Here is a 24,903-nt window from a genome sequence, read left to right as displayed (position 1 = left end):
GGCCGCCCTTGCGCGGCCCGGAAAGCGCAGGCCCGCCCGGACGCGATTCATGGAAGGATTTATTAAGGCCGCTCAGGCCTCCTGGGACGCCCTGCCCTACATTCTGGGCGGACTGTGGTGGACGGCGGGGCTCATCCTCGGGGCCATGGCCCTGGGGCTTTTGCTCGGCATCCCCCTGGCCGTGGCCCATGTCTACGGCAGCCGGTTTTGCCGGCGGTGCGTGGCGACCTATGTCTGGCTCTTTCGCGGCATCCCCATCCTGGTGCAGCTTTATCTCTTCTATTTCGGCATCATGGCGTACCTGAGCGAGATTCCGGCCCTGTCCTTTTTGCCGCTCTCCTCGGGCTTTTTCTCCGCCGTGGTCGTGCTCGGCCTCACCAGCGCCGCCTACCAGTCGCAGATTTTCCGCGGCGCCATGCAGAGCCTGCCCGCCGGCCAGCTCAAGGCCGCCAGGGCGCTTGGCCTAAGCGACGCCCAGGCCATCCGCGCCATCATCCTGCCCCAGGCGCTGCGCCTGTCCATCCCGGCCTGGTCCAACGAATACTCCATCCTGCTCAAGGACTCCGCTTTGGCGTTTACCATCGGCGTCCTCGAAGTCATGTCGCGCACGCGCTCCGTGGCGGCGACGACGCACCAGCCGCTGCCGCTGTCGATCCTTGCCGGCGCGCTCTTTTTCTTTCTGACCTGGGCCGGCATCAAGACCCTCAAACGCCTGGAAGCCAAGGTGCGCATCCCCGGATACGCGCACCAGGGAACGCTGTAGCATGGACCATCCGGTCATTCTGGACGTCGCCAACATCGTCAAGACCATCGGCGGCCAACGCATTCTCGACGATGTCTCCTTTTCCGTCAAAAAAGGCGGGCTCAAGGTGCTGATCGGCCCGTCCGGAGCCGGCAAGTCCACCCTGCTCTCCTGCATCAATTTCCTTTCGCCGCCCGATTCCGGCACGATTTCCCTCGACGGCAAGGCCGTCAACGGCAAAAGCAAGAAGGAACTGCTCGCGTTGCGCCAGCAGGTCGGCATGATCTTCCAGGATTTCAACCTGTTCGATCACCTCACCGCCATGGAGAACGTGCGCGTGGCGCTTGTCAAGGTCAAAGGCCTGGACAAACGCGCCGCCACCAACCGGGCCATGGAGGAGCTTGCGCGCGTGGGCCTTGCCGACAAGCCGAGCCTGTACCCGGCGCAACTTTCCGGCGGCCAGAAGCAGCGGGTGTCCGTGGCCCGGGCCCTGGCGCTCGACCCCAAGGTGCTGCTCCTCGACGAGCCCACCTCGGCGCTCGACCCGGAGCTCATCGGCGAGGTACTGACCGTCATCCGCGACCTGGCCGACGAGGGCATGACCATGGTCATGGCCACGCACCAGATCAGCTTTTCGGCGTCCCTGGCCGACGAATTCCTGTTCATGGAAAAAGGGCGCATCGTGGAGCGCGGCGCGCCGGCCGTGCTGCTTTCCCGCAACTCCGGCAGCCGCACCCAGTCCTTTTGCGCCAAGCTCAGCGAGCTGGCCGGCGACGCCACGTGCGAAATCGCCTCCTAGAAGCGCCATAGCATGGACAGCTTCCTCGAATTCGCGACAACGCGCATCATCCCCGCCCTTGACGCCGGGCTCTGGACGAGCATCCTGCTCATCATCCCCTCGTCGCTTCTGGGTGTGGCCATCGGCGTGACCGTGGGCACGGCCCGGGTCTACGCGCCGCGCCCCCTGGTCCGGGTCCTCGACTGGTATGTTTCGCTTTTTCGCGGCACGCCGCTCGTGGTGCAGCTCTACTTCTGGTACTTCGCCCTGCCCTACGTCGCCATCGGCGGCTTCCGGCTCGTCCTTTCGCCCATGTGGGCGGCCATCGTCGGCTTTGCGCTGTGCAGCGGCGCCTACCAGTCCGAATACATCCGGGGGGGGCTGCTTTCCATCAAGCGGGGACAGCTGCGCGCCGCGCAGGCGCTCGGCATGACGCCGCTTACCACCATCACCTCGGTGGTCCTGCCGCAAGCCTTCCGCCGCGCGCTGCCGGGCTGCGGCAACGAGATCATCTACCTCATCAAGTACTCCTCCCTCGCTTCCATCATCACGGTCAGCGACCTCACGGGCATGGGCCGGAGCCTGGCCAAGGCCACCTTCCGCAACACGGAAGTCTTCATCGTAGTCGGGCTCTACTACCTGGCGCTCGTGACCGTGGCCACGTTCGTCCTGCGCGCCGTGGAGAAGCGGCTGGAGCTGCCGGGCTTCGAGACCAAGAAGGACTAGTGCCTCGAATTTTAAAAAACACGTCGGTATTTTTCAAAAAGAGTTCTTCAACGGTGTTGCCCACCGAAACAATCTTTCCTGCATTCAAGGAGGCGACACGAGTCATGGACGCGAGCCTGCTTGCCGCCCTGGCCCGGGAACTGGGGCCGGGCTTTCGCACGGACGCCGCCGGCCGCGACGCAGCCGCAACCGATGATTCGGGCCTTCTCTTCCGCCCGGACGCCGTCTTTTTCCCCAAAAGCGCCGCGGAAATCAGCCGGCTCATGCGCCTGGCCCACACGCACGGCTTTCCCGTCACGCCGCGCGGGGCCGGCACTGGGCTTTGCGGCGGCTGCCTGCCCGTGCGCGGCGGCGTCGCGGTCGCGACCACGGCCATGGACCGCATCCGCGTCATCGATACGGTCAATGGCGTAGCCGTGGTCGAGCCCGGCGTCGTCACCAAGACCCTGCGTGACACGGCCGCGACCAAGGGGCTTTTCTATCCGCCCGATCCCGCGAGCTACGCCACCTGTACGCTTGGCGGCAACGCCGCAACCAACGCCGGCGGTCCTGCCTGCGTCAAATACGGCGTCACGCGCGACTACGTCCTCGGCCTGACCGCCGTGCTGCCGGACGGGGAGTTCCTCAAGGCTGGCATGGCCACGCGCAAGGGCGTGGTGGGCTACGACCTGGCCGGGCTTTTCGTCGGCAGCGAGGGCACGCTCGGGATCATTACCGAACTGACGCTCAAGCTCATTCCGCATCCGCGCACGGTGCGCACCATGCTCGCGCTTTTCGCCGACGCCCGCGCGGCCGTGGCCGCCGTATCGGCGGTCATGACCGGCGGCGTCTGCCCTTCGGCGGTGGAATTCATGGACCGGGCCTGCCTTGGGCTCGTGGAGGAACTGCTGCCGTTTGCCCTGCCCGGCCGGGATGCGGCGCTTTTGCTCCTTGAGGTGGATGGTGACGCGGACGCCACGGCGCGGGACATCCGGCGCGTGGCGGACGTCTGCCGCGACGCCGGAGCCCTCGAAGTGTTGCCCGCCGACGACGCGGCGCGGCGCGAGGCGCTGTGGGACATCCGCCGCCAGACCTCCACGCGCATCCACGAAAGCGCGCCGATGTACCTGTCCGAGGACACGGTGGTGCCCATCGCGCGCATCCCGGACTTGATCGACGCCCTGCCCGGACTTGGCGCGCGGTTTGGCATGGCGGTCTACGCCTTCGGCCACGCCGGCGACGGCAACATCCACGTCAACATCACGGGCGAGGACGGCAGCCGCGCGCGCGGCCACGAACTGATCCGCGCCCTGGTCGAGACGGTGCTTACTCTCGGCGGCACCATGTCCGGTGAGCACGGCGTGGGGCTGACCAAACAGCCCTTCATCGGCATGGAGCTCTCGCCCCGGTCGCTCACCTTGCAGCAAGGCCTCAAGGACCTTTTCGATCCCAAGGGGATCATGAATCCGGGCAAGGTCCTCCCCTAACACCCTTCTCCCAAGAAGAAACGCCCGCGGCCGAAACCGCGGGCGTTCGATTTCTCCTTCCGGAATGACCCGGAAGAAGCTCTCGCTCCCTCCCAGCCTCCGGAGGCCTCTCTTCCCTTATTCCCCTGCGTGCGCTTCGTCGCGCGCCATCCGCTGCAACCGCGCCAGCAGATCGATGCGGAAGTCCTTGCGGTCGAAGCTCACCATGTAGGGGTTGTCGGAAAATTGCAGCGAATCCACCGGGCAGGTTTTGGCGCATTGGCCGCACAGGCTGCAAAGGGAGAAATCCACGATAAATTCGCCCGGCGTCTTACTGCCCTTCTGCGGCGCAGGACCCATCTTGACCGGACCGGCCTCCTCGCCTTCCTTGACCGCGATGGGACAGAGGATGGTGATGCAGTTGGACGGACAGGCTTTCACACACGCGCCGCAAGCCACACAACGCGGCACGGCCGGGTCCTCTTCCTTGCCGATCAGCTCCACATGGCCACGGTAGGTGACGAGATTGTCCCGCTCCACCTCCTCCATGGGATAGAGGACGGTCACACCCGGCTGCATGAGCGCCTTGCCCGTGACGCCAAGGCCGATGACGAGGCTTTTGAGCCCCGTGTAGGCTTCTTCGATGAGTTGCGAAACCGACATGTCAGCCTCCGAATCCGGCCACGATCACGGCCAGGGCAAGGTCCAGGAGCGCCAGGGGGGTGAGCCACTTCCAGCTGAGGTTGAGGAGCTGGTCGAAGCGCACGCGGGGATACGTCCAGCGCAGCCAGATGATGAAGAAGAGGATGCAGTAGATCTTGACCAGGAACCACCAGACGCCGGGCAGGAACGGCCCCTGCCAGCCGCCGAGGAACAGCGCCGCGGCCACGCCCGAGACGATGATCATGTTGGCGTATTCGGCCAGGAAAAAGAGGCCAAAGCCCATGCCCGAGTACTCGGTATGGAACCCTGCGGTCAGCTCCGACTCGGCCTCGGGTAGGTCGAAGGGGGCGCGGTTGGTCTCGGCCACGGCGCAGACCAGGAAGATGAAAAACGCCAGCGGGTTCTTCACGCCATACCACTGCCAGGGCCAGCCCCCCTGCTGCGCGGAGATCTGGAAGAGGTCGAGCGACCCGGCCGTGATGGCGACGGCCATGACGGACAGCAGCAGCGGCACTTCATAGGCCACGGACTGGGCCACGGAGCGGGCAGCGCCTAAAAGGCCCCATTTGTTGTTGGAACCCCAGCCGGCGAGGATCAGCGACAGCACGCCGAGGCCGGAAAAGGCGAGGATCAGCACCAGGCCGGTGTTCATGGGGATCATCGCCATGTCCGGTCCCCAGGGCAGCGGCAGCATGCACACCGTCACCGGCGCGAAGGCCAGAAGCGGCGCGAGCCAGAACAGGGCCTTGTCGCTGCCGAACGGGGCGACGAGCTGTTTGCCGATGAGCTTGACCGCGTCCACCAGGGGCTGGAGCAGGCCGTGCGGCCCGACGTGCAGCGGCCCGGGGCGCAGCTGGCAATGGCCGGCCACCTTGCGCTCGACCCAGACCAGGACGAGGCCATTGAGGCCCACGAAGGCGAAGATGCACAGGAGCCCGATCACCAGGCGCGTGAGCGGATAGTCCAGGCTTAAAAGCTGTTCCAGGTTCATCGGTCGATCTCCGGGATGACGAGGTCCAGGCTGCCCAGGATGGACACGGCGTCGGCGAGAAGGGTCCCGCGCGCCAAATCGCAAAAAACGCTCAAGTTGGAGAATCCCGGGGCGCGCAGCTTGACCCGGTAGGGTTTGGGGCCGCCGTCGGAACGCACGTGGATGATGATCTTGCCGCGCGCGCCTTCCACGGCGTAGCAGGCCTCGCCCTTGGGCGGCTTGACGGTCTTGCCGACCTTGGCCTGGATGGGGCCTTCGGGAAGGCCCTGCACGGCCTGGTCGATGATGTCGCAGCTCGTGGCGAGCTCGTCCATGCGCACCATGTAGCGGGCCATGGCGTCGCCCTCGGTGTAAGCCGGAATGCGGAAGTCGAAGCGGTTGTAGACGCCGTAGGGCTCGGCGCGACGGGTGTCCACGGGCGCGCCCGATCCCCGGATGCACGGCCCGGTCGCGCCGTAGCGCCGCGCCAGCTCCACGTCCATCACGCCGATGTCTTCGCAGCGGCCGCGCAGGATCACGTTGTCCGTGACAAGGTCGCGGTACATGGGCAGGCGCGAGCGCAGATGGCGGGTGAAGGCCAGGCAGCGCGAGGCGAAATCCGCGGGCACGTCGCCGTAGACGCCGCCGATGGTGAAGTAGGAATAGGTCAGGCGCGAACCGCTGACGGCCTGAAGGATGTCGAGGATGATCTCGCGGTCGTCGAAGGCGTACATGATGGGGGTGAACGCGCCGAGGTCGAGCAGGTACGCCCCCCACCAGAGCAGGTGGGAGCTGATGCGGTTGAGCTCGGTGACGGCCACGCGGATGTACTCGGCCCGCTCGGGGACCTCGACGCCCATGAGCCGCTCCACCGCGCCGGCGTAGGCCCAGTTCCAGGCCATGGCGTGCAGGTAGTCCACGCGGCCCATGTTGGGCATGAACTGCATGTAGGTCTTCTGCTCCGCCATCCACTCGTGCATGCGGTGGATGTAGCCGAGCACGGGCTCGGCGCGCAGGATGTATTCGCCGTCGAGCTCGAGCATGATGCGCAGCACGCCGTGGGTGGACGGGTGCTGGGGCCCCATGCTGAGAATCAGCTTGTCGTCGGTTGGCCCCGGCTCGAAGCGGGCCGAAGCGAGGTCGCCCCGAAGGGCCGTCGGATCGAAGGCTTGCATGATTCCTCCTTGGCCCTACGCGTCTTTAGGAACGGCCTTGGCCACCGGCTTGGGTTTGGCCTGGGGCTCGGGTTCCGGCTCGGCCAGCCCGCAGTCCACGAGGTAGGTCAGCGGCACGAGGTCGGCTAAGGACTTGCGCGCCTTGGCGGCCTTAATAAGCGGATGGCCCTCGAAGTCCTCGGGCAACAGCAGGTTGTAGAGGTTCGGGTGGCCGGCGAAGTCGATGCCGTAGAAGTCGAAGCACTCGCGCTCGTGCCAGTCCGCGCCGGGGTAGATGTCGCTTATGGTCGGCACGCGGGGCGCGTCGTGGGGCACGGTCAGGCGCAGGACCACGCGGTTGGCGCCGTCGAGAAGGCTCAAGTGGTAGGCCACTTCGAAGCCCTCCTCCAGGTCCGAGGCCATGACGTCTTCCAGGAGGTAGCCTTCCTTGTCCATGACGGCGATGGCGTCGTGGATGGTTTCGGCCGTCAGGGTCACGGACGCCACGCAGCCCGTGGCGGCGTGATCGAGAGGCGCGGAGCAGGCCGCGCCGAGTTTGGCCACGCATTCGGGAATCATTTCTGGCCTCCCTTGGGCACCTGCCACCAGCGCTTGCCGGTGATTTTCTGCTGGAGCGCGAACAGCCCCTCGAGGAGTCCCTCGGGCCGCGGCGGGCAGCCGGGCACGTAGACGTCCACCGGGATGAGGGTGTCCACGCCCTGGATGACGCCGTACTGGCCCTCGATGTTGAAGGGGCCGCCGGAGATGGCGCAGTTGCCGAGCGCCATCACGTAGCGCGGGGCCGGCATCTGCTCATAGAGCCGCACCACGGCGGGGGCGATCTTCTTGTTGACCGTGCCGGCGACGATCATGAGATCGGATTGGCGCGGCGAGGGCCGGAACACTTCCGCGCCGAAGCGGGCGATGTCGAAGCGCGCCATGCCCACGGCCATCATCTCGATGGCGCAGCAGGCCAGACCGAAGGTCATGGGCCAGATGGACATGGCCCGGCAGACGTCCATGATCTTCTGGACGGCCGGGGTGGCCACAAGGGCCGGATCGACCGTATTTACGGCCGGGGCGCAACCTGGATTCTGCGGGGCCATGTGAACACTCCCTTGCGCATGAAGTAGATGATGGCGGCGCCGAGCACCGCGATGAAAACCAACAGTTTGACGGCGGCTTCCAGACCCTGCGGCTTGGCGAAAAGGGCCGCGATGGGGAACAGGTAGAGAATGTCCACCTCGAAGGCCAGGAAGATCAGGGCGTAGAAGTAGTAGTTGATGCCGAACTTGACCCAGGTGCGGCCGTGGGTGGGTACGCCGCACTCGTAGGTGGCGCCCATCGCGCCGCCGTGCGCCTTGGGCGCGAGAAAGAGCGAACCCAGCAGCGGCCCGGCCCCGAAGAGCACCCCGCCCAGGAAAAAGAGCAGTATTCCTGCTTGTAACCAGGTAAAGACCATATGTCTTTCCCTCCTCCCTTGCGATGACGCGCCCCGCTAGGGGTGCAGTTGGGTTCCGGCCATGGCCGCCAAGTCGTACAGCGGCGCGGGCAGGATGCCGAGCAGCAGCACCAGCGCCGCGAGCACGCCGCCGAAGACCAGCGAACCGCGCGGCACGACCAGGGCCGGGGCATCGGACTCGCCGGTATAGGCGTGGCGCACGAGGCTCAAGTAGTAGTAGATGGAGATGGCCGTATTGAGCACGGCCACGATGACCAGCCAATGGTAGCCCTGATCCCAGGCCGCCGAGAGCAGGAACAGCTTGCCGGTGAACCCGGCGGTCGGCGGCAGCCCGACCAGGGCGAACGCGGCCACGGCCAGGATCATGGCCAGGGCCGGCGCGCGTTTATAGAGCCCGTCGAGGTCTTCGAGGCTCGGATTCTCGCCGCCGACGGACATGGTGCAGACCACGTAGAAGGCGGCGAGGTTCATGAGGATGTAGGCCAGGCTGTAAAACGCCGCGGCCGAAAGCCCGGCCGCCGATCCGGCGGCGAGGCCGAGCATCACGTAGCCGGCGTGGGCCACGGACGAGTAGCCGAGCAGGCGCTTGACGTCGCGCTGCACGAGCGCCGCGAGGTTGCCGGCGGTCATGGACACGGCCCCGAGCACGGCCAGGATGTTGGTCACTTCCATGTGCGGCGCAAAAAGCGCGGCCAGGCGCACGAGCACCACCACCGCGCCGAGCTTGGGGATGGTGGCCACATAGGCCGCGGTTTCGTTCTTCGAACCCTGGTAGACGTCAGGGCACCAGAAGTGAAACGGGAAAAGCGCCAGCTTGTAGAAGAAGCCGGCCAGGAAGAGCGTGAGGCCAAGGACGGCCAGGGGCGCGTCGGCGAAGCTCCACGAGGAGGCGGCAAGCGCGGCGATGTAGGTCGTGTGCTTGGCGGCCATGATGTAGGAGAGGCCGAAGAGCGCCAGGGCGGTGACGGCCGCGCCGAAGAGGATGTACTTGATGCCCGCCTCGGCGGCGCGCCGGTCCTGGCCGCGCAGGGGAATCAGGGCATAGAGGCTGTAGGAGGAGAGCTCCAGGGCCAGGTAGAGCGTGACGAGCTCGACGCAGGAGGCGAGCAGCATCAACCCCCAGGCGGAGAGCCCCAGGAGCATGTAGTAGTCCGGCGTCATGTCCGCGTCGTCTTTCTTGCCCGCGCCGATGCCCGTGACCACTGCGAATCCCAGGGCGATGACGAGCTTGAAGAACTGGGACAGGGCGTCGAGCTTGTAGGTGGCGTGCAGCAATTCGGCGCGGGCCGACACCCCGGCCAGGGCGACGAGCACGCCCATGGCGGCCGCCGCCGGCAGCCAGCCGGCCACCGATTTCGCGCCCCGCACACTCGCCACGAACAGGGCGCACACCAGGGCAAAAAGCCACAGTTCCGGCAACAGCATGAAGATGGTCATGGGAGCTCCTTGGAGACGGCGTCTTTGGCCTCGGCCACTTTGAGCGGTGCGCCAAGCTCCATGCGCGCGGCGAGCGGCATGTCACTGGTCAGGCCCATGGCCTCGTTTTTGGCGTGCATGGCGGCAAGCACCCGTTCGATGGACGGCTCAATGGTCTTGATGGCCAAGGACGGGGCCAGGCCGATGTAAAAAACGAGCAGGGCCAAGGGAATAAGCGTGGCCCATTCCCGCGCGCCCAGGTCGTACCAGCCTTTCTTGAAGGAGGTGGGCTCGCCCCAGGTTACGCGCTGCAACAGGCGCAGCATGTAGGCGGCGGCGAGCATGGCCCCGGGCACGGCGGCGAAGCCCACCCAGGGATTGCCGGCAAAAGCGCCGATCAGGACCAGCACTTCGCCCACGAAGCTGTTGGTGCCGGGGAAGGCCAGGGAGGAGAAGGAGAAAACGCCGAAGAGGAACATGTAGGCCGGCATGAATTTGCCAAGCCCCTGGTTGTCGGCGATCTCCCGGCTGTGGCTGCGCTCGTAGAGCAGGCCGATCATCATGAACAGGCCCCCCGTGGTGATGCCGTGGTTGAGCATCTGGAGGATGGCCCCGGAAACGCCTTTGACGCTGAAGAGGAAGATGCCGAGCGTCACAAAGCCCATGTGCCCCACGGACGAGTAGGCGATCAGCTTCTTGATGTCGGTCTGCCCGAGCGCGATGCAGCCGCCATAGAGGATGGAGGCGATGGAGATCGCGATCATGACCGGCGCGGCCGTGACCGACGCGGCCGGGGTCAAGGGCAGGCAAAAGCGCAGGAAGCCGTACGTGCCCATCTTGAGCAGGATGGCGGCCAGGAGCACGCTGCCCGCGGCCGGGGCCTCGACGTGGGCCGCCGGCAGCCAGGTGTGGAACGGGAACATGGGCACCTTGATGGCGAACGCCAGGGCCATGGCCAGAAACGCCCACATCTGGAAGCGGAAGGAGTACTGCTGCTGCATCAGCTCCGGGATGGAGAAGGTGCCGCCCACCTGCCGGAAGGCGACGATGGCCGCGAGCAGCAGGGTCGATCCGGCGAGCGTGTAGAGGAAGAACTTGATGGAGGCGTAGCGCCGTCTCGGGCCGCCCCAGACCGCGATCAGCAGGTACATGGGGACGAGCATCGCTTCCCAGAAGACGTAGAAGAGCACGAAGTCGAGCGCCGCGAACACGCCGATGCAGGCCGAGGTCATAAGCAGCAGACAGAAGTGGAATTCCGTCACCCGCTTGCTGATGTACGTCCAGGATCCCAGCACGCAAAGCGGCAGCATGAGCGCCGTTAAAAGGATCATGTACAGGCTCAGACCGTCCACGCCCATGTGGTAGGACATGCCCATGGCCGGCAGCCAGGGCGCATGTTCCACGAACTGGAAGGCCGGCCCGTTTGGTTGGTAGGCCAGAAGCGGCAGCGCCAGCAGGCATTCGAGAATGCCCGCTCCAAGCGTCACCAGGCGTATGGTGCGTTCGTTACGCCGCAGGACCAGCAAGGCCACCGCGGCAAGAAGCGGCAGGACGATCAGGGCCGTCACCACCGGAAATCCGTTTTGCGTCGTCATGCAAAGCTCCCTTTCCCTTGGCGGTTAGCCCACAAACCAGACAATGGCGAAGATGACCAGGCCGATGGTCACGGCGGCGGCCAGGTAATCCTGGAGCCGGCCGGTCTGGGTGCGCGCCACGCCGGCGCCGCCGACCTCGCGCACGCTCCTGGCCGATCCGTCGAGCACGCCGTCGATGACCTTGCCGTCGAAGACGCTCGTGCCGAGCCCCGCCTCGATCAGGGCCTTGAGCCCGATCTTTTCGTAGACATCCGTCCAGACGTTATCGATGGCCGCCGCAGGGAAGGAGACGAGCTTCACGAAGCCCCGGCCGACGAGCCGGTACAGGAAGTCGAAGTCCAGGTTGCGGCTGGGGTGCGGCGGAATGATCTTGCGCATGAGGTAGAACCCGAGGCCGGTGAAACCGAGGATGCAGCAGGCCTGAACCACGTGCCAGGGCGTGTAGGGAACGTAGTCCGTGGGGAACGGCAGCAGCGAATAGAGCGTCTGCGGGAACAGGCCGATGCCGAGGCACAAAAGCGACGAGATGCCCATGCCGAGGTACATGTTCCAGGGAATGGGCTTCAGTGCGACATGGCTCTTGGGCTTGGCCCAGAAGGCGAAGTACGGGAGCTTGATGCCGACGGAGAGGAACGTGCCCACCGCGGCGAGCTCCATGCCGAGCGCCAGCCACGTGCGGTGGGCCTCGGCCGCGCCGGCGATGGTCATGGTCTTGGTCACGAAGCCGTTGAAAAGCGGCATGCCCGAGATGGAGACCGCGCCGACCATGTAGCCGATCATGACCAGCGGCAGGCGCGAGGCCAGTCCGCCGAGTTCGGTCAGCTTGGCCGTGCCCACGGCGTAGAGCAGGCAGCCCGTGCCCATGAACAGCAGGCCCTTGTAAAGGATGTGGGCATAGGCGTGGGCACAGGCCCCGTCGAGGGTCATGGCCGTGCCGATGCCGATGCCGCACACCATGTACCCGACCTGGGAGACGATGTGGTAGGACAGGATGCGCCGGGCGTTGTTCTCGATGGTCGCGTAGAAGACGCCGTAGAGGCACATGACGCAGCCGCCGACGGCGAGGATCTCGAAGCCGGCGTAGCCGCGCGCCAGGACGTAGACGGCGGTCTTGGTGGTGAATGCGCTCATGAAGACCGCGCCGGTGACCGTGGCTTCGGGGTAGGCGTCGGGCAGCCAGGCGTGCAGGGGCACGAAGGCGGCGTTGACCAGGAAGCCGATCAGGATGATGTAATCGAAGTAGCGGGCGGCGTCCGGAGCCACGGCAGTGAAGTCGAAGGTGCCGATGGCGGCGTAGCGCAGCAGCAGGCCGCCGAGCAGGAACAGGCCGCCGAAGATGTGGAACAGGAAGTAGCGGAAGCCCGCGGCCGTGGCCTGCGGCGTGCCGCGCAGCCAGACCAGGAACACCGAACCGACGCTCATGAGTTCCCAGAAGATAAAGAGCGTCACGTAGTCCCCGGCGAAGACGCAGCCGAAGCCGCCGGCCACGTACAGGCAGGCGGCCATATGCTGGCCGCGGTCGGGCACGTGCAGGGCGTAGATGAAGCCGATCAGCGCCTGGATGGCGAAGACGTGGGCGAAGACCAGCGCCAGGGCGTCCACCCGGCCGAGCAGCAGCGTGTGGCCGAGGTAGGGAATGGCGGCGAGCTGGCGCGCGCCGTCGGGGCCGAGCGTCAGGGACACCACCGAGGCGATGGCCAGGACAGGCGGGGCGAGCAGCAGCCAGCGCCAGGTTTTATAGGTCTCGTTGGACAGGAAGGCCATGACCAGGGCCAGGGCCAGGAAGCCGATGGCCGGATGCCAGAAATGGATGCCCGTTAGCTGTTCAAGACCGGCCATTGTCGTCCTCCGGGCGGGCAAGCATGGGGTAGATGATTTTCTTGAGCACCACGACCATCACCACCGTGGAGACCAGGGCGAATATCTCCCAGAAGCCGGGGATGCCTTCGCCGGAGAAATGGGGGTGGTGCGGCGTGATGAAGAGATTGAGCAGTACGAAGAGCCCGAGCACGGCGTACAGGGCCTTCTTCCAGCCGTTGGCGTTTTCCCTGGCCCGATCCAGCCAGTCGCCGAGTTTTTGCGGTTCCCGCATGGCGTCCTTCCTTCGTCCTTTCCGGCAGGGCCGAAAGTCCCGCCGGCATCGCGCCGCGCGCGGCGGCAGCCGTTCGTTTGCGCGCCGGGATTTCCCCGGAGCCGGTTAGAATCTGCCGAACGCGTCCACGAACGACGCGAATATCTGCGGATACAGGCCCAGGGCCACGGAGATGAACGCCGTCAGGCACAAGGGCACCACCATGACCAGGGGCGCTTCCTTGAAGTGGGAATGGTCCACCTCGGGAACCGGCGGCCGGAAAAAGGCCCGGTAGATGACAGGCACGAAGTAGCCGGCGTTGAGGAGCGTCGAGGCGAGCAGCGCCAGGAGCAGGATGTACTGGTGGATGCTGATGGCGCCGTTGGCCAGGTACCACTTGGTGACGAAGCCGCACACCGGGGGCACGCCGATCATGGACAGCGAGGCCACTGCGAACGCGCCGAAGGTGAACGGCAGCTTGCGGCCGAGGCCATCCATGAGCGGGATCTTTTTCAGGTGCGTGGCCACGTAGATCGCGCCGGCCGCGAAGAAGAGCGTGATCTTGGCGAAGGCATGGTGGGCGATGTGCAAAAGCCCGCCCTTGACGGCCAGGGGCGAGAGCATGGCCACGCCGATGATGATGTAGGAGAGCTGGCTGACCGTGGAATAGGCCAGCCGCGCCTTGAGGTCGTCCTTGGTCAGCGCGATGATCGAGGCCACGACGATGGTGAAGGCGGCGAGATAGGCGGTGATGAGCCCGAGGCCCAGGTTGGACAACAGGTCCACGCCGAAGCAGGAGAGCATGACGCGCGAGACGGAGAAGACACCCGCCTTGACCACGGCCACGGCGTGCAGCAGGGCCGAGACCGGCGTCGGCGCGACCATGGCCGAGGGCAGCCAGTTGTGCAGCGGCATGATGGCGGCCTTGGCGAGGCCGAACAGGAACAGGAAGTAGGTGATGCGGACCAGGGTCGGGTCGGCGCCCGGGGGGAACATGCCGTGGCTGATGTCGGCCAGGTTGAAGTCCAGGGTGCCGCACTGGACGTAGGTGAGGATCATGGCCGGCAGCAGAAACAGCTTGGAGGTGCCCATGAGGTAGACCAGGTACTTGCGCGCGCCGTGATAGCCTTCGGCGTCCTGGTGGTGGGCGACCAGGGGATACGTGAAGACGGTGATGACTTCATAAAAAAGGTAGAGCGTGACGATGGTGCCGGAAAAAGCCACGCCGACCGCGCCGAAGATGGCTACGGCGAAGCAGAAGTAGTAGCGCGTCTGGGCGTGTTCCTTGAGTGAGCGCATGTAGCCGATGTTGTAGCTCGTGGCGAAAAACCACAGGAACGTGGCCACGATGGCGAAGATGAGCGAGAGTCCGTCCACGGCGAAGGTGATGGAGACGCCGGGGAAGAACGTGACCAGGTGGTAGGTCCAGACCGAGCCGTGGAGCACGGCCGGGACCATGGAGATCACGGAGGCGAAGGCCATGGCCGCGGCGACGAAGGACACACCTTCGCGCAGGTCCTGGTTCTTGCGCAGCAGCCACAGGGCAAAGGGCGCCAGAAAGGTAATGACAAGGGGTGCGAGCACCCGGGCACTTTCAATCGTTTGCGCAGCGACGGCCATGGGCTACCCCTTGAGTTCGCTGGGGCCGTCGATCACGGCGTCCCCGAAGCGTTTGGAAACGACCAGGACGATGGCCAGCACGAGGGTGGCCTCGGCGGCGGCGAGCCCCATGACGAGCAGCGCGCCGAGCTGCCCGAGGACGGCGTCCATGGGCGTGAGCTGGGCGGCGGCCACGATGGACAGGCCCGCGCCGTTGAGCATCAGCTCCACGCCGATGAGCATGCCGATCAGCGTGCGCCGGACGACCAGGGCGTAGAGCCCGAGGCACAACAGCAACACGGCCACGACCTGATAGAGCACCAGCGGATTGTTCATGCCGCCCTCCGTTTTTCAAATGCCAACAACACCGCGCCGGCCATGGCGGCCAGCAGCACGACGGAAATGAGCTCGAAGGCCAGGGTGTAGGGCCCGAGCAGGCCTGCGCCGAGCTGATCGGGGCTCACGTTCTTGGGTGTGGGAAAGCCGGTCGCGCCGTAGACGGCGAGAAAGGGCACCAGGATGCCGGCCGGCACGAGGAAGGCGGGGATCGCCCGCATGACGCCGCGCTCGCCCGGCCCTTCGGCCTCGGCTCCGTCCGCTGCGCGGGTGAGCATGATGGCGAAGAAGATGAGCACGGTGACGGCCCCGACATAGATGAGGATCTGCATCAGGGCGACGAACTCGGCCAGGAGCAGAAGGTAGAGCCCGGCCACGCCGAACAGGGCCACGACCAGTCCGAGCATGGCCCGGACGAGGTTGGCCGCGGTGACGGCCAGGACGCCGCCGCCGAGGATAATGAGCACGTAGAGCGCGAAGGCGCATTGCCCAAGATAGACTTCATTCATAGACGCCACACTCCCCTTCTCCTCGCCATATAAAATACTTATGCATCGCCTTTGCCCTCACTCCATCAACAGAATCGTCTTGCCGAAAGGAACTCCAGCAAGAAAATTTTTTATTAAATTTTAAAAATTCGAAATCAAACACATCATTCGCCTTTACAATCGCTGCATGGTTACATGAACTTTCCGCTCAATATTCAGTATTATTTAAACGGCACTTGTTTTTTTTGAGCGCAAACATTTTTTTAAAAGCAAAAAATCATTTCAAACACAGCGCAAGACCAAGTGGCATTGACACGATATCTCTTGAAACAGTGCCTTCACCCCAACATGGACACTGGCAAGCGATATGGGAGGCGTCAACATTGCTCTTGTTTTCACATTTTACAGTCGATATGACATGAATTGCATTGTTTCATTTGTATCACTTCGAAACAAGCGCCACTCAGGCATGCGAACCGTGTTATCAAATATCAATTGCGTGTCACGAAGGCGGAATGCTTATAACTCCCCTTCCGACTGCCAGTCAAGCATGAAAAAGTTATCGAATCGTAGCACATCCCGCCTTCAGCCGCCACCCATCCCGACAGGAAAATGCGGCTCTCGAACCTGCCATTTCGCAAATTTTTTTTGCAACACACCTAAATTAAACAACTATTTTTTTAAGCGCAAAACGTGAAAAAAATCGGCACGCGCAGGCCTTCCCGGCAACTTGTGACACGCGACGCAGCACCACCCCCCGCCGCTGCCAACCCCTGGATCGCCCTTGTGAAATAATGCAACAAAGTCGAAAACAGCAGAGAGGATATTGTGAATTTTTTCCGAAGCACAACCGCTGTAATCGCCACGATTCGCCACGGATTCGTGAGAAGGAGCACGTCGTCGCGCCGCGCGCCGACCCCTGTGCCGTAAATAAGGATTCTCCCCGCCAGCCCCTTGCCTGTATCGCGCATTCATGCCATAGCCATGCGCCGACGGGTCTTGGCCCAACGACCGTACCCTACTCCGGACTTGAGTACGACGCCCCCTCGGGTCGACCTCCCCCTGCCGGTGCCCAACCGCGCGGGAAGGCAGCCCTTCCGGAACCGGAATCGGGATCCTCCCCCTGGGGCGGGTCCCTTTTTGAATATGCGCCGCCCGCGCGACGCCCCCGCCCGTCGGAAGCGTCCGGCACGGGCAGGGACAGGCAATCCCGCCTCGCACGCAACCTTCGGAGCCCCCTTTGTCGTTTCCATCCTTACGTATAGGCGACCTGTCCATCCCAAAGGCCGTCATCCAGGGCGGCATGGGCGTCGGCATCTCCCTGTCAGGGCTCGCCGCCGCCGTAGCCGCCTCGGGGGGACTCGGCGTCATTTCCGCCGCCGGCATCGGCATGTACCAGCCGGATTTCGCCACCAACTACATCGAGGCCAACAACCGCGCCCTGGCCGACGAAATCCGCAAGGCCCGCGCCGTGACTTCGGGCGCGCTCGGCGTCAACATCATGGTCGCCATGGCCAACTTCGCCGAATTGGTCAAAACCGCGATCAAGGAAAACGTCGACGCCATCTTCTCCGGCGCCGGCCTGCCCCTGGACCTGCCCTCCTATCTGACCGAAGGCTCCAAAACCAAACTCGTCCCCATCGTCTCCTCCGCCCGCGCCGCAGTCATCCTTTGCAAAAAATGGCTCTCGCGCTTCGGCCGCACCCCCGACGCCTTCGTGGTCGAAGGCCCCATGGCCGGCGGACACCTGGGATTCAAAGCAGAACAAATCGAGGACCCCGACTTCCTCCTGGAAAAGCTCGTCGGAGAAGTCGTGGCCGGCGTCAAACCCTACACCGCCCCCAACGGTGCCCCCATCCCCATCATCGCCGCCGGTGGCGTCTACACCGGCGAAGACATCCACCGTTTCATCAAGCTCGGCGCTGCCGGCGTGCAAATGGGCACCCGCTTCGTCGCCACCGACGAATGTGACGCCGACCCGGCCTTCAAAGAGGCCTACGTCGATGCCACCCAACAAGATGTCGTCATTATCAAAAGCCCCGTGGGCATGCCCGGACGCGCCATCCATAACGCCTTCCTCGACCAGGCCGCGCACGGCGAAAAAACGCCCCCACGCTGCCCCTACCGCTGCATCCACTCCTGCGACTACCAAAAAGCCCCCTACTGCATCACCCTCGCCCTGGCCAACGCCAAGAAAGGCCGCCTCAAACACGGCTTCGCCTTCGCCGGCAAAAACGCCTGGCGCATCGATCGCATCATGCCCGTCGCCGAACTCTTCCGCGAACTCATCTCCCAATACGAAGCCGCCGAAGCCGCCGCTATGGCGTAACGGGAAGGTCGGACGGAGAGAGAGGAAGGCAAAGACAAAGGCATGTCTCCGACGGCCGGGGGGGATCATCCCCCCCGGCCCCCCGAACGGGGAGCGGAAAGCGGGTGGAAGCGTGGCCGGCGAGTGGTGCGTCGGGGTCTGTGGTCTCGGAAACGGGCGCCAGCGGCGAAGCGCCGCATTTGAAGAAGCTACCTTCCTTTAAAGTCTTTTGCTTCCCAAGGCTTTCAAAGCAAAATTCCGGCCCCATCTTCGCTGCGCCTGCCTCCGCCCGTCCGGTGCCCGCAGCCCTTCCCGCGTCACGACGCCGAACGGGGGGACCGGGGGGAGTGACTCCCCCCGGCGGGTCCAGGGCAGAGCCCTGGTGGGGTCCGGGGCAACGCCCCGGCAGGGTCCGGGACAGCGTCCCGGCGGGGCGTGGGGCAGCGCCCCACACCACACCACTAATCGGCGGCGATGGGGAAGTCTTCCACGGTGCCGGGGACGCCGGTAGTGGGCGTTTGCTCGCCGCGGGTGAGTTCCTTGACGCGTTCGGAGATGTAGAGGTCGAGCATCTTGAAGGTGACACGGCCGGTGTGGCGGTTGTCGGCCTTGCCTTTGACGCCTTCCACCAGGGCCTTGGTGAAGGCCCCGTTTTGCCATTCCGGCTTTTCCAGGGAATATTGGCGGCCGGTGGAGGCGGCGAAGACCACCGCGCCGTTGCCGGCGCTGGCCAGTTCGTTGATGACGCCGTTCAAGTCGCTCATGCCGCGCCGGCCCGCACCCATGATGGAGCCGCTGTGACAGGTGTCGACGAAGAAGAGCGTCTTGCCTGCGATGTTGCGGATGGTTTTCTGGATTTCCAGGAAGGGCAGGCCGGTGGCGCGCAGTTTTTCCAGGTCCGTGTTGGCGGGCAGGAAGTAGTAGTCGCCGTTTTTATCGTTCACGCCGTGGCCGGCGAGGAAGATCATGGCCACGTCGTGCTGGGTGGTCGCCCGCTCGATCCAGTCGAGGCCGTCGAGGATGGCGTCCTTGGTGGCCGCGCCGTCGGTGAGGGTGCGGATCTGGACGTCGCTGTAGAGGCGGCCTTTTTGCTGGGCCATGGCCTCGGCGAAGTCGTTGGCGTCCTTGCCCGGGAATTGCAAGGACAGGGACTTGTCGGCGTACTGGCCGACGCCGATGGCGAGCACGTAGAGCTTGGCCGCGGGGGGAGCGGCGGCGGCCTTGCCGGCCCATTTGAGGCGCACGGTGGCCGGAGCCGAGGGGCCGTTTTTGTTGTCGGCGGCCACGGAAAGAACCACGTCGCGCTGGGGCAGGGTGACTTTCGATTGCAGCACGCTGGGCTCGAAGCCGCGCCCGGCGAGGTTCGGGTGGTCCTCGGCCACGCGCGCGCCGTCGACGAGCAGGCGCACGGCGGTGATGTCCTCGCCGCCGGGGCTGCGCACGGCGAACTTGACGGTCATGTCCGGCGAGGTGAAGGCGTCGCCGGGAGCCGGCGAGAGGATTTCGACCACCGGGGGCCTGGCGGTCAGCACCGAGGGCGAGCGCACGTCGCCGCCCCTGGCGGCGTTGGCCGCGGCCAGGGCCCGGTCCTCGTCGAGGGTGCGCAACGCGAGGTCCACCACGTCCGGGCGGTGGAAGACGTCGCGGAAGCGCGAGGCCGGGAAGAAATCGGCGGCATGGTCCGGGCCGTTGTTGACGTTCCAGCCGATCATGTCCTCGCCGCCCGGCGAGGCGTCGTAGTAGCCGGCCGGGGTCCAGAGCACCCAGCGCCTGCCGTCGGCGTGGGGGAAATAGGACAGGATCTCGTGGCCGTCCTCCATGCGGTACCAGCGGATGGAGCCGTCGCCCATGGCCGCGACGACGGCGCGACCGTCGCCGCTGACGTTCACGGCCCAGACCGTGTCCGGGGCCGGGGTCTGCCACAGGGGCCGGCCGTCCGCGCCGTAGGCGCGGACATTCCAGGAGGTGCCGAGCACGAGGCGGCGGTTGTCCGGCGCGATGGCCAGGGAGTAGGCGGTTTCGAATTCCTTGAGCTTGAGCGGCTGGCCGTTGAGCAGGGGCGTACGGCTGCCTTCGTAGCCCGTGACGGCGATGCCCGGGGCCTGGGTGCGCGGCGCGGCCAGATCGGGCGTGGGCACGTCGATCAGGCGCAGGTCGCGCCCGGGCAGGGCGAAGCGGTAGAAGCCCTTCTTGGGCGTGGCCGCGTAGGCGATGGTTTCGCCGGTGCGGTCGACGAGGAAGTTCTTCGCCGAGGTGCGGTAGTCGCGGATGGCCGGGGAGCGGGTCATGCCGAAGGAGCCGTCCGGGCGCAGTACGCCCCAGCGCGGCGCGACCGTGCCGTAGGCGAGCCCGCCGTCCGGCAGCGGGCACAGCGTGACCACGGCGGATTTGCCCGTGTCGTAGTCCTTGTATTCCACGAAATCCGACGGTTTGAAGCGGCGCACCGGGCAGCCGCGGTCCGAGACCCAGCGACCGGCGGCAAGCAGCGAGCCGTCGGCCGCGAAGGCGACCGAGGCGAGGTTGCCGTTGTCCACGCCCGTGAGGTTGGGCGCGCCGAGCAAACTCAGTGTTTCGCCGTCGAGCACGGTGACGGCGGGCGTGTCGGTGAATCCCACGGCGAGCTGCGTACCGTCCGGGGAAAAGGCCAGGGAAAACGGGCGCGAGCCGCCCGGCACCTTGGTTTTGGCGAGAAGCGAAATGCCGGTATCGGTGACGCGGTACAGGCGCACCGCGCCGTCGTAGCAGGCGGTGGCGAGATGGCCCTTGCCGTCGAAGGCCGCGCCGTAGGATTCGCCGGCATAGTCCTTGTCGCCGCCGACGAGCGACAGGTCGGACAGCCGCCACACGCGCACGCCCTCCTCGCCCATGGCCGCGGCCAGGTAGTCTCCGTCGTGGGACACGGCCAGGTGGTTGACCACGCTCGGCAGGCCGGTGAGGCGCCTCACCAGACGGCCGGACTCGCGCTCGAAAATATAGACGCTGTGGGTTTTGTCCCAACCGTAGCCGGTCCAGCCGGCGCAAAAGACGTAGCGGCCGTCGGGGCTCATGGCCACGCTGTAGAGCCGGCCCTCGTAGTCGTGGCCGATGGGCGGACGCAGCACGCGCAGCTGTTCGCCGGTGCGGATGTCCCAGACACGGCAGGTCTTGTCGTCCGAGGCCGTGGCCAAGTAGCGGCCCAGGCCGTCCACGGCGATGCGTTTGATAAGCGCCGTGTGCATGCCGGTTTCGATGCGCAGGATCGGCTCGGCGGGCGGCGTTCCGGCGGCGGCGTGGCAGTAGGCGGAAAGGAGCAGGAGAACGGTCAGCAGGCAGACGCGAAAGCGCATGGGGATCACTCCTCGCCCGTCAGCGGGCGGGGCGCATTCTTCTCCCCCCCTGACGGCCCCGTCAAGTACCCCTTGCAAAGTCCAGGCCCCAAAAGCCCGCCATTCGGACCTTCCCGCATTCCTAAACAATTGATGAATTCTGTCCCGGCCCCCCTTTCGAGGAGGTCCAGGAGGGGATCCTCCCCTCCTGGCCGCCGGAGGCTTCTTCCCCTCCTGCCCCTCCTGCCTCCCTACGCCTTGCCGCAACTGGCGCGGTCCACCAGGTAGACGATGGACTGGTAGGGCACGCCGGCGTGGTAGGACAGGCCGATCTCGCAGGTGCGGCTGTTGCAGTAGCCGGAGGTGGTCGAGGCCGGGAGCTGCGGCCGCAGGTCGGCCAGGGCGGCGGCATTGAGTTCCGGGTAGAAAAAGCCCCGGTCGCCGGCGAAGCCGCAACAGTGGATGCCGCGCGGCACGACCACCTCGCGGGCGCAGGCGCGCGCCAGGACCTCGAACTTGGCGGAAAGCCCCATCTTGACCGAGGAACACGACACGTGCAGCGCAACCGTTTCGGCCAGGGGCGTCACATCCAGATGCTCCAGGCAATAGTCGTGGATGAATTCCACGGGCTCGTGGAGCGTAAGCCCCGGCTCCATCTTGCAGCGCATGGTATAGAGGCAGGGGCTGGCGTCGCAGAGGATGGGGATGGCCCCGTTGCCGCTGACCTTGCGCAGCGCCGCTTCCAGTTCGGCGGACTTGCGCGCGGCGTCGTCGTGCATGCCCTTGGATTCGAGCGTCAGGCCGCAGCACAGCTCCTTCATGCCTTCGGGGAAGATGACGTCGAAGCCGGCCTTGGCCAGAACGGACATGGTGGCCTCGAAAAGGCCGCGCTGGTCCGGGTCCAGGGCAGCGGGGCCCATGGAACGCGTGGTGCAGCTCGGAAAATAGACCACCTGCCGGCCCATGCCCCGGACGGTGTCGCGCAGGCGGATGCGGGGCGCGGCCTTGGGGGCGTACGGCGTCCAGAAGGGCACGACTCCGCCCGAGATCCGGCGCAGCGTATGGGTCATGGCGGTCATGGCGCGCGTCCCAAGCAGCCTGTGGACGGCGTGGGAGAGCCACAGCCCCTGCCGTGCAAGACTCGTGACCAAACCATAGTGGTCCGCGACAAGGCAGCCGATTTTACGGCCGCGCGCCGTGGATTCGCGGCGGCGGTAGTCCTTGGTGAAAACGCCGGTGTCCACGCCGACCGGGCAGACCGTGGCGCACAGCCCGTCTGCGGCGCATGTCTGGTTGCCGAAGTATGCGTAGTCCTTGTGGAAGGCGTCGTATTCCGCCTTGTCGCCCTCGGCCGCGACCCGGGCCATGTGGCGCTGGAGGGTGATGCGCTGGCGCGGCGTGGTGGTGACGTTTCGCGAGGGGCACACGGACTCGCAGTAGCCGCATTCGATGCAGGGGTCGATAAGCGGGTTCACCTGCGGCAGCGACTTCAAGTTTTTCATGTGCACCTGCGGATCGTCGGTGAGGATGACGCCGGGATTGAGCAGGTTGTCCGGGTCGAAGGCGGCCTTGAGGCGGCGCATCAGGGCGTAGGCGGTCCTGCCCCACTCCATCTCCACGAAGGGGGCCATGTTGCGGCCCGTGCCGTGCTCGCCCTTGAGCGACCCGTCGTAGCGCCCGACGACCATCTGCGTCACTTCGTCGATGAGGTCCCGGTAGTGGGCCACGGACTCCGCATCCGCGAAATCCGGGCAGAAGACGAAATGCAGGTTGCCTTCCAGGGCGTGGCCGAAAATGATGCCCTCGGCGAAGCCGTGCCGGGCCATGAGATGTTGCAACTCCACCGTGCCCTCGGCCAGGCGTTCGATGGGGAAGACCACGTCTTCGATGATGACCGCGCTGCCGGGCTTGCGCGCGCCGCCGACGGAGGTGAAAAGCCCGCGCCGGATGTTCCAGAGCTTTTCGTAATCGTCCTTTTTGTCCATGAAAAGGAGCGGAAAGACCGGCTCGATGCCCGCGACGCGGGAAAGCGCCCCTTCTATGCGGGCCAGCAGCTCGGCCTTGTCCGCGCCGCGCACCTCGACCAGGATGGCGGCGGCTTCCACGCCCAACTCCTTGAGATAGGCGGGCATGCCGGGCTTGTCCTCGACGCTGCGCAGCGACGCCCTGTCCATGAGCTCCACGGCGGACACGCCGCCGTTTTTGAGCGCCATGGTCGCCCGGCAGGCGTCGGCGATGCTGGGGTAGATCATGAGCGAGGAAGCCTTGAAGGGATGCTCCACCACGGTGCGGTAGGTGACCTCGGCGATAAACGCCAGGGTGCCCTCGGAACCGATGATGAGGTGGAGCAGGATGTCGAAGGGGTCCTCGAAATCCACAAAAGCGTTGATGCTGTAGCCGGTGGTGTTTTTGATCTTGAACTTGCGGCGGATGCGTTCGGCGAGCGCCGCATCGGCCAGGATTTCCGCGCGGATGGCAGCCAGTTCCGCCAGGAGCGCGGCGTGGGTCACGGCGAAGCGTGCCCGGGAAACAGGGTCGGCGGTGTCCAGGCTGTCGCCGTCGATGAAGACGAGCTTTGCCGATTCCACGGTCTTGTAGCTGTTTTCCGCGGTGCCGCAGCACATGCCCGAGGAGTTGTTGGCGGCGATGCCGCCGATCATGCAGGCGCTGATGGAGGCCGGGTCCGGGCCGATCTTGCGGCCGTGCGGGGCCAGGGCGACATTGGCGTGCGCGCCGATGACGCCCGGTTCGATGCTGACGCTCCCCGCCCCGGGGTGGATGCGCAGGCCCCGGAAATTGCCGGCTAGGTAAACGAGCACGGAATCGGTGAGCGCCTGGCCCGAGAGGCTCGTGCCGGCGGTGCGAAAGGTCAAGGCCACTTTCGTGTCCGAGGCCGCGCGCAAGAGCCAGGCCACCTCGCGGGCGTCCCGGACCTTGACCACGATTTTCGGGACGAGGCGGTAGAAGCTGGCGTCGTCGCCCAGGGCCAGGGCGTGAAAGGGGCCGAGGAAGACGCGCTCCCGGGGAATGAAACCGAGGATGCGGTCATGAAAGGCCTTGTGCGCGAGAGGAAGATTGTGCACAGGTGAATGATCGGACATGGGCTCGCTCCTTGGGGCGACGGGCAGGGTCGGGAAAGGACAGGATTAGGGAATCATGCCACGTTTTCCGGGGCGCAAGCAACGCCTCGCGGCGCAAACCTAAAAAAAAACGCTATTAAATTAAATAAATCAGCAAGTTCCATTAAAAATTTCTTTTAGGGCCGTGACAATTGGAGCTTTTCTGTTTATTCTGTCAGCCTAGAGAATCGTTTTCCGCACCATATGTTTTCTGGAGGGATGAGTTCCTTGTTGTTCAACATCTTTTCTTCCCGCGAAGCATCTCCACCCCCATCGTTTCGCATGGCGTCAACTACGGAAAATAAAACGATGTCCCTGCCGAATGCTTATTCATTAAAAATTTCAAGCATTCCACTTTATTTTCAAGCAATATTGCAGGCAGAAATACCGGACAGGTTCGATGTCGGATTCATGTCCGGCATCGGCTTCCGCTACGCCATCGACCGGTCTTTCATAGACATCCTGAAGGAACTGCATTTCCTGAGTGATTCCGGAATGCCGACGAAACGGTATATGGATTTCCATAAACTTGTCGATGCGCGTGAAATCCTGCTGGACGGCATCCATGAAGCCTACTCCAAGCTGTTCGCTCTGCATCCCGATGCGTCCGACTTGTCGGAGCAGCAAGTGGCCGATGCGCTCAAGCAGCTTTATAACGGCAAGAAAACAGACATGATGATCAGCGGCATCGCCAGCACGTTTCTTGCACTGTGCCGCTTCGCCGAC

The 24,903-nt window shown here is 65.1% G+C and carries 20 protein-coding genes and 1 pseudogene; 6 read left to right on the top strand and 15 right to left on the bottom strand.

Annotated elements, in window-relative coordinates; genetic code table 11:
* Positions 1-49: 49 nt before the first annotated feature.
* From Q368_RS0114900 to Q368_RS0114885, 4 genes are all read left to right on the top strand, one after another.
* Positions 50-763, top strand: coding sequence for an amino acid ABC transporter permease (locus Q368_RS0114900; RefSeq protein ID WP_029459852.1), 714 nt, complete (start codon positions 50-52; stop codon positions 761-763).
* A 1-nt stretch (position 764) separates the two neighbouring features.
* Positions 765-1,541 carry an amino acid ABC transporter ATP-binding protein gene (locus Q368_RS0114895; protein WP_029459851.1) on the top strand — a complete coding sequence of 259 codons (777 nt, stop codon included), beginning with the start codon at positions 765-767 and terminating at the stop codon, positions 1,539-1,541.
* A 12-nt stretch (positions 1,542-1,553) separates the two neighbouring features.
* Positions 1,554-2,246, top strand: a complete 693-nt coding sequence (locus Q368_RS0114890) for an amino acid ABC transporter permease (RefSeq protein ID WP_029459850.1) — start codon at positions 1,554-1,556, stop codon at positions 2,244-2,246.
* 104 nt (positions 2,247-2,350) lie between these two features.
* A complete protein-coding gene (locus Q368_RS0114885) occupies positions 2,351-3,712 on the top strand; it encodes an FAD-binding oxidoreductase (RefSeq protein WP_029459849.1) in 1,362 nt (453 codons plus the stop codon).
* 117 nt (positions 3,713-3,829) lie between these two features.
* On the opposite strand, the gene Q368_RS0114880 is transcribed toward Q368_RS0114885, so the two are convergent.
* The 13 genes from Q368_RS0114880 to Q368_RS0114820 form a co-directional block, all read right to left on the bottom strand.
* Entirely contained in the window at positions 3,830-4,354 is a 525-nt protein-coding gene (locus Q368_RS0114880) for a 4Fe-4S binding protein (protein WP_029459848.1), read from the bottom strand.
* A gap of 1 nt (position 4,355) precedes the next feature.
* Entirely contained in the window at positions 4,356-5,345 is a 990-nt protein-coding gene (gene nuoH, locus Q368_RS0114875; protein WP_029459847.1) for an NADH-quinone oxidoreductase subunit NuoH, read from the bottom strand.
* Positions 5,342-6,499 carry an NADH-quinone oxidoreductase subunit D gene (locus Q368_RS0114870; protein WP_029459846.1) on the bottom strand — a complete coding sequence of 386 codons (1,158 nt, stop codon included), beginning with the start codon at positions 6,497-6,499 and terminating at the stop codon, positions 5,342-5,344. Before Q368_RS0114870 ends, nuoH begins: the two co-directional genes overlap by 4 nt.
* Before the next feature lie 15 nt (positions 6,500-6,514).
* Entirely contained in the window at positions 6,515-7,057 is a 543-nt protein-coding gene (locus Q368_RS0114865; RefSeq protein ID WP_029459845.1) for an NADH-quinone oxidoreductase subunit C, read from the bottom strand.
* Entirely contained in the window at positions 7,054-7,584 is a 531-nt protein-coding gene (locus Q368_RS0114860; protein WP_029459844.1) for an NADH-quinone oxidoreductase subunit B, read from the bottom strand. The genes Q368_RS0114865 and Q368_RS0114860 overlap by 4 nt, the downstream gene beginning before the upstream one ends.
* Positions 7,548-7,940: an NADH-quinone oxidoreductase subunit A gene (locus Q368_RS0114855; RefSeq protein ID WP_029459843.1), complete on the bottom strand. Its 393-nt coding sequence runs from the start codon at positions 7,938-7,940 to the stop codon at positions 7,548-7,550. Before Q368_RS0114855 ends, Q368_RS0114860 begins: the two co-directional genes overlap by 37 nt.
* A gap of 36 nt (positions 7,941-7,976) precedes the next feature.
* Positions 7,977-9,377 carry an NADH-quinone oxidoreductase subunit N gene (locus Q368_RS0114850; RefSeq protein ID WP_029459842.1) on the bottom strand — a complete coding sequence of 467 codons (1,401 nt, stop codon included), beginning with the start codon at positions 9,375-9,377 and terminating at the stop codon, positions 7,977-7,979.
* On the bottom strand, positions 9,374-10,951 hold the full coding sequence (locus Q368_RS0114845; RefSeq protein WP_029459841.1) for a complex I subunit 4 family protein: 1,578 nt from the start codon (positions 10,949-10,951) through the stop codon (positions 9,374-9,376). Before Q368_RS0114845 ends, Q368_RS0114850 begins: the two co-directional genes overlap by 4 nt.
* A 24-nt stretch (positions 10,952-10,975) precedes the next feature.
* Positions 10,976-12,790: a Na(+)/H(+) antiporter subunit D gene (locus tag Q368_RS0114840; protein WP_029459840.1), complete on the bottom strand. Its 1,815-nt coding sequence runs from the start codon at positions 12,788-12,790 to the stop codon at positions 10,976-10,978.
* Positions 12,777-13,043 (bottom strand): hypothetical protein, encoded by a 267-nt coding sequence (locus tag Q368_RS0114835; protein WP_029459839.1) that lies wholly within the window; start codon positions 13,041-13,043, stop codon positions 12,777-12,779. Before Q368_RS0114835 ends, Q368_RS0114840 begins: the two co-directional genes overlap by 14 nt.
* Before the next feature lie 105 nt (positions 13,044-13,148).
* Entirely contained in the window at positions 13,149-14,642 is a 1,494-nt protein-coding gene (locus Q368_RS0114830) for a monovalent cation/H+ antiporter subunit D family protein (protein WP_029459838.1), read from the bottom strand.
* A gap of 3 nt (positions 14,643-14,645) precedes the next feature.
* Positions 14,646-14,957, bottom strand: a complete 312-nt coding sequence (gene nuoK, locus Q368_RS0114825; RefSeq protein WP_029459837.1) for an NADH-quinone oxidoreductase subunit NuoK — start codon at positions 14,955-14,957, stop codon at positions 14,646-14,648.
* Entirely contained in the window at positions 14,954-15,466 is a 513-nt protein-coding gene (locus Q368_RS0114820) for an NADH-quinone oxidoreductase subunit J family protein (protein ID WP_029459836.1), read from the bottom strand. The genes nuoK and Q368_RS0114820 overlap by 4 nt, the downstream gene beginning before the upstream one ends.
* A gap of 1,219 nt (positions 15,467-16,685) precedes the next feature.
* Between Q368_RS0114820 and Q368_RS0114815 the strand changes: the two genes are divergently transcribed.
* Complete coding sequence (locus Q368_RS0114815) at positions 16,686-17,774, top strand: NAD(P)H-dependent flavin oxidoreductase (protein ID WP_029459835.1); 1,089 nt, start codon at positions 16,686-16,688, stop codon at positions 17,772-17,774.
* Positions 17,775-18,214: 440 nt separating this feature from the next.
* Here Q368_RS0114815 and Q368_RS0114810 read toward each other — a convergent pair whose 3' ends face one another.
* Both Q368_RS0114810 and Q368_RS0114805 read right to left on the bottom strand, forming a co-directional pair.
* The gene (locus tag Q368_RS0114810) at positions 18,215-21,079 is read right to left on the bottom strand and encodes a caspase family protein (protein WP_029459834.1); all 2,865 of its coding nucleotides are present in this window, start codon (positions 21,077-21,079) and stop codon (positions 18,215-18,217) included.
* Between the two features lie 230 nt (positions 21,080-21,309).
* Complete coding sequence (locus Q368_RS0114805; RefSeq protein ID WP_029459833.1) at positions 21,310-24,159, bottom strand: FAD-binding and (Fe-S)-binding domain-containing protein; 2,850 nt, start codon at positions 24,157-24,159, stop codon at positions 21,310-21,312.
* A 222-nt stretch (positions 24,160-24,381) separates the two neighbouring features.
* Here Q368_RS0114805 and Q368_RS27440 point away from each other — a divergent pair.
* A pseudogene (locus tag Q368_RS27440) lies at positions 24,382-24,852 on the top strand (DUF5343 domain-containing protein); the annotation flags it as partial.
* Positions 24,853-24,903 lie beyond the last annotated feature (51 nt).

It is taken from the genome of Solidesulfovibrio alcoholivorans DSM 5433 (genome assembly GCF_000702665.1).
Classification (GTDB): Bacteria; Desulfobacterota; Desulfovibrionia; order Desulfovibrionales; family Desulfovibrionaceae; genus Solidesulfovibrio; species Solidesulfovibrio alcoholivorans.
This window is presented reverse-complemented; position numbering and strand designations above follow the sequence as displayed.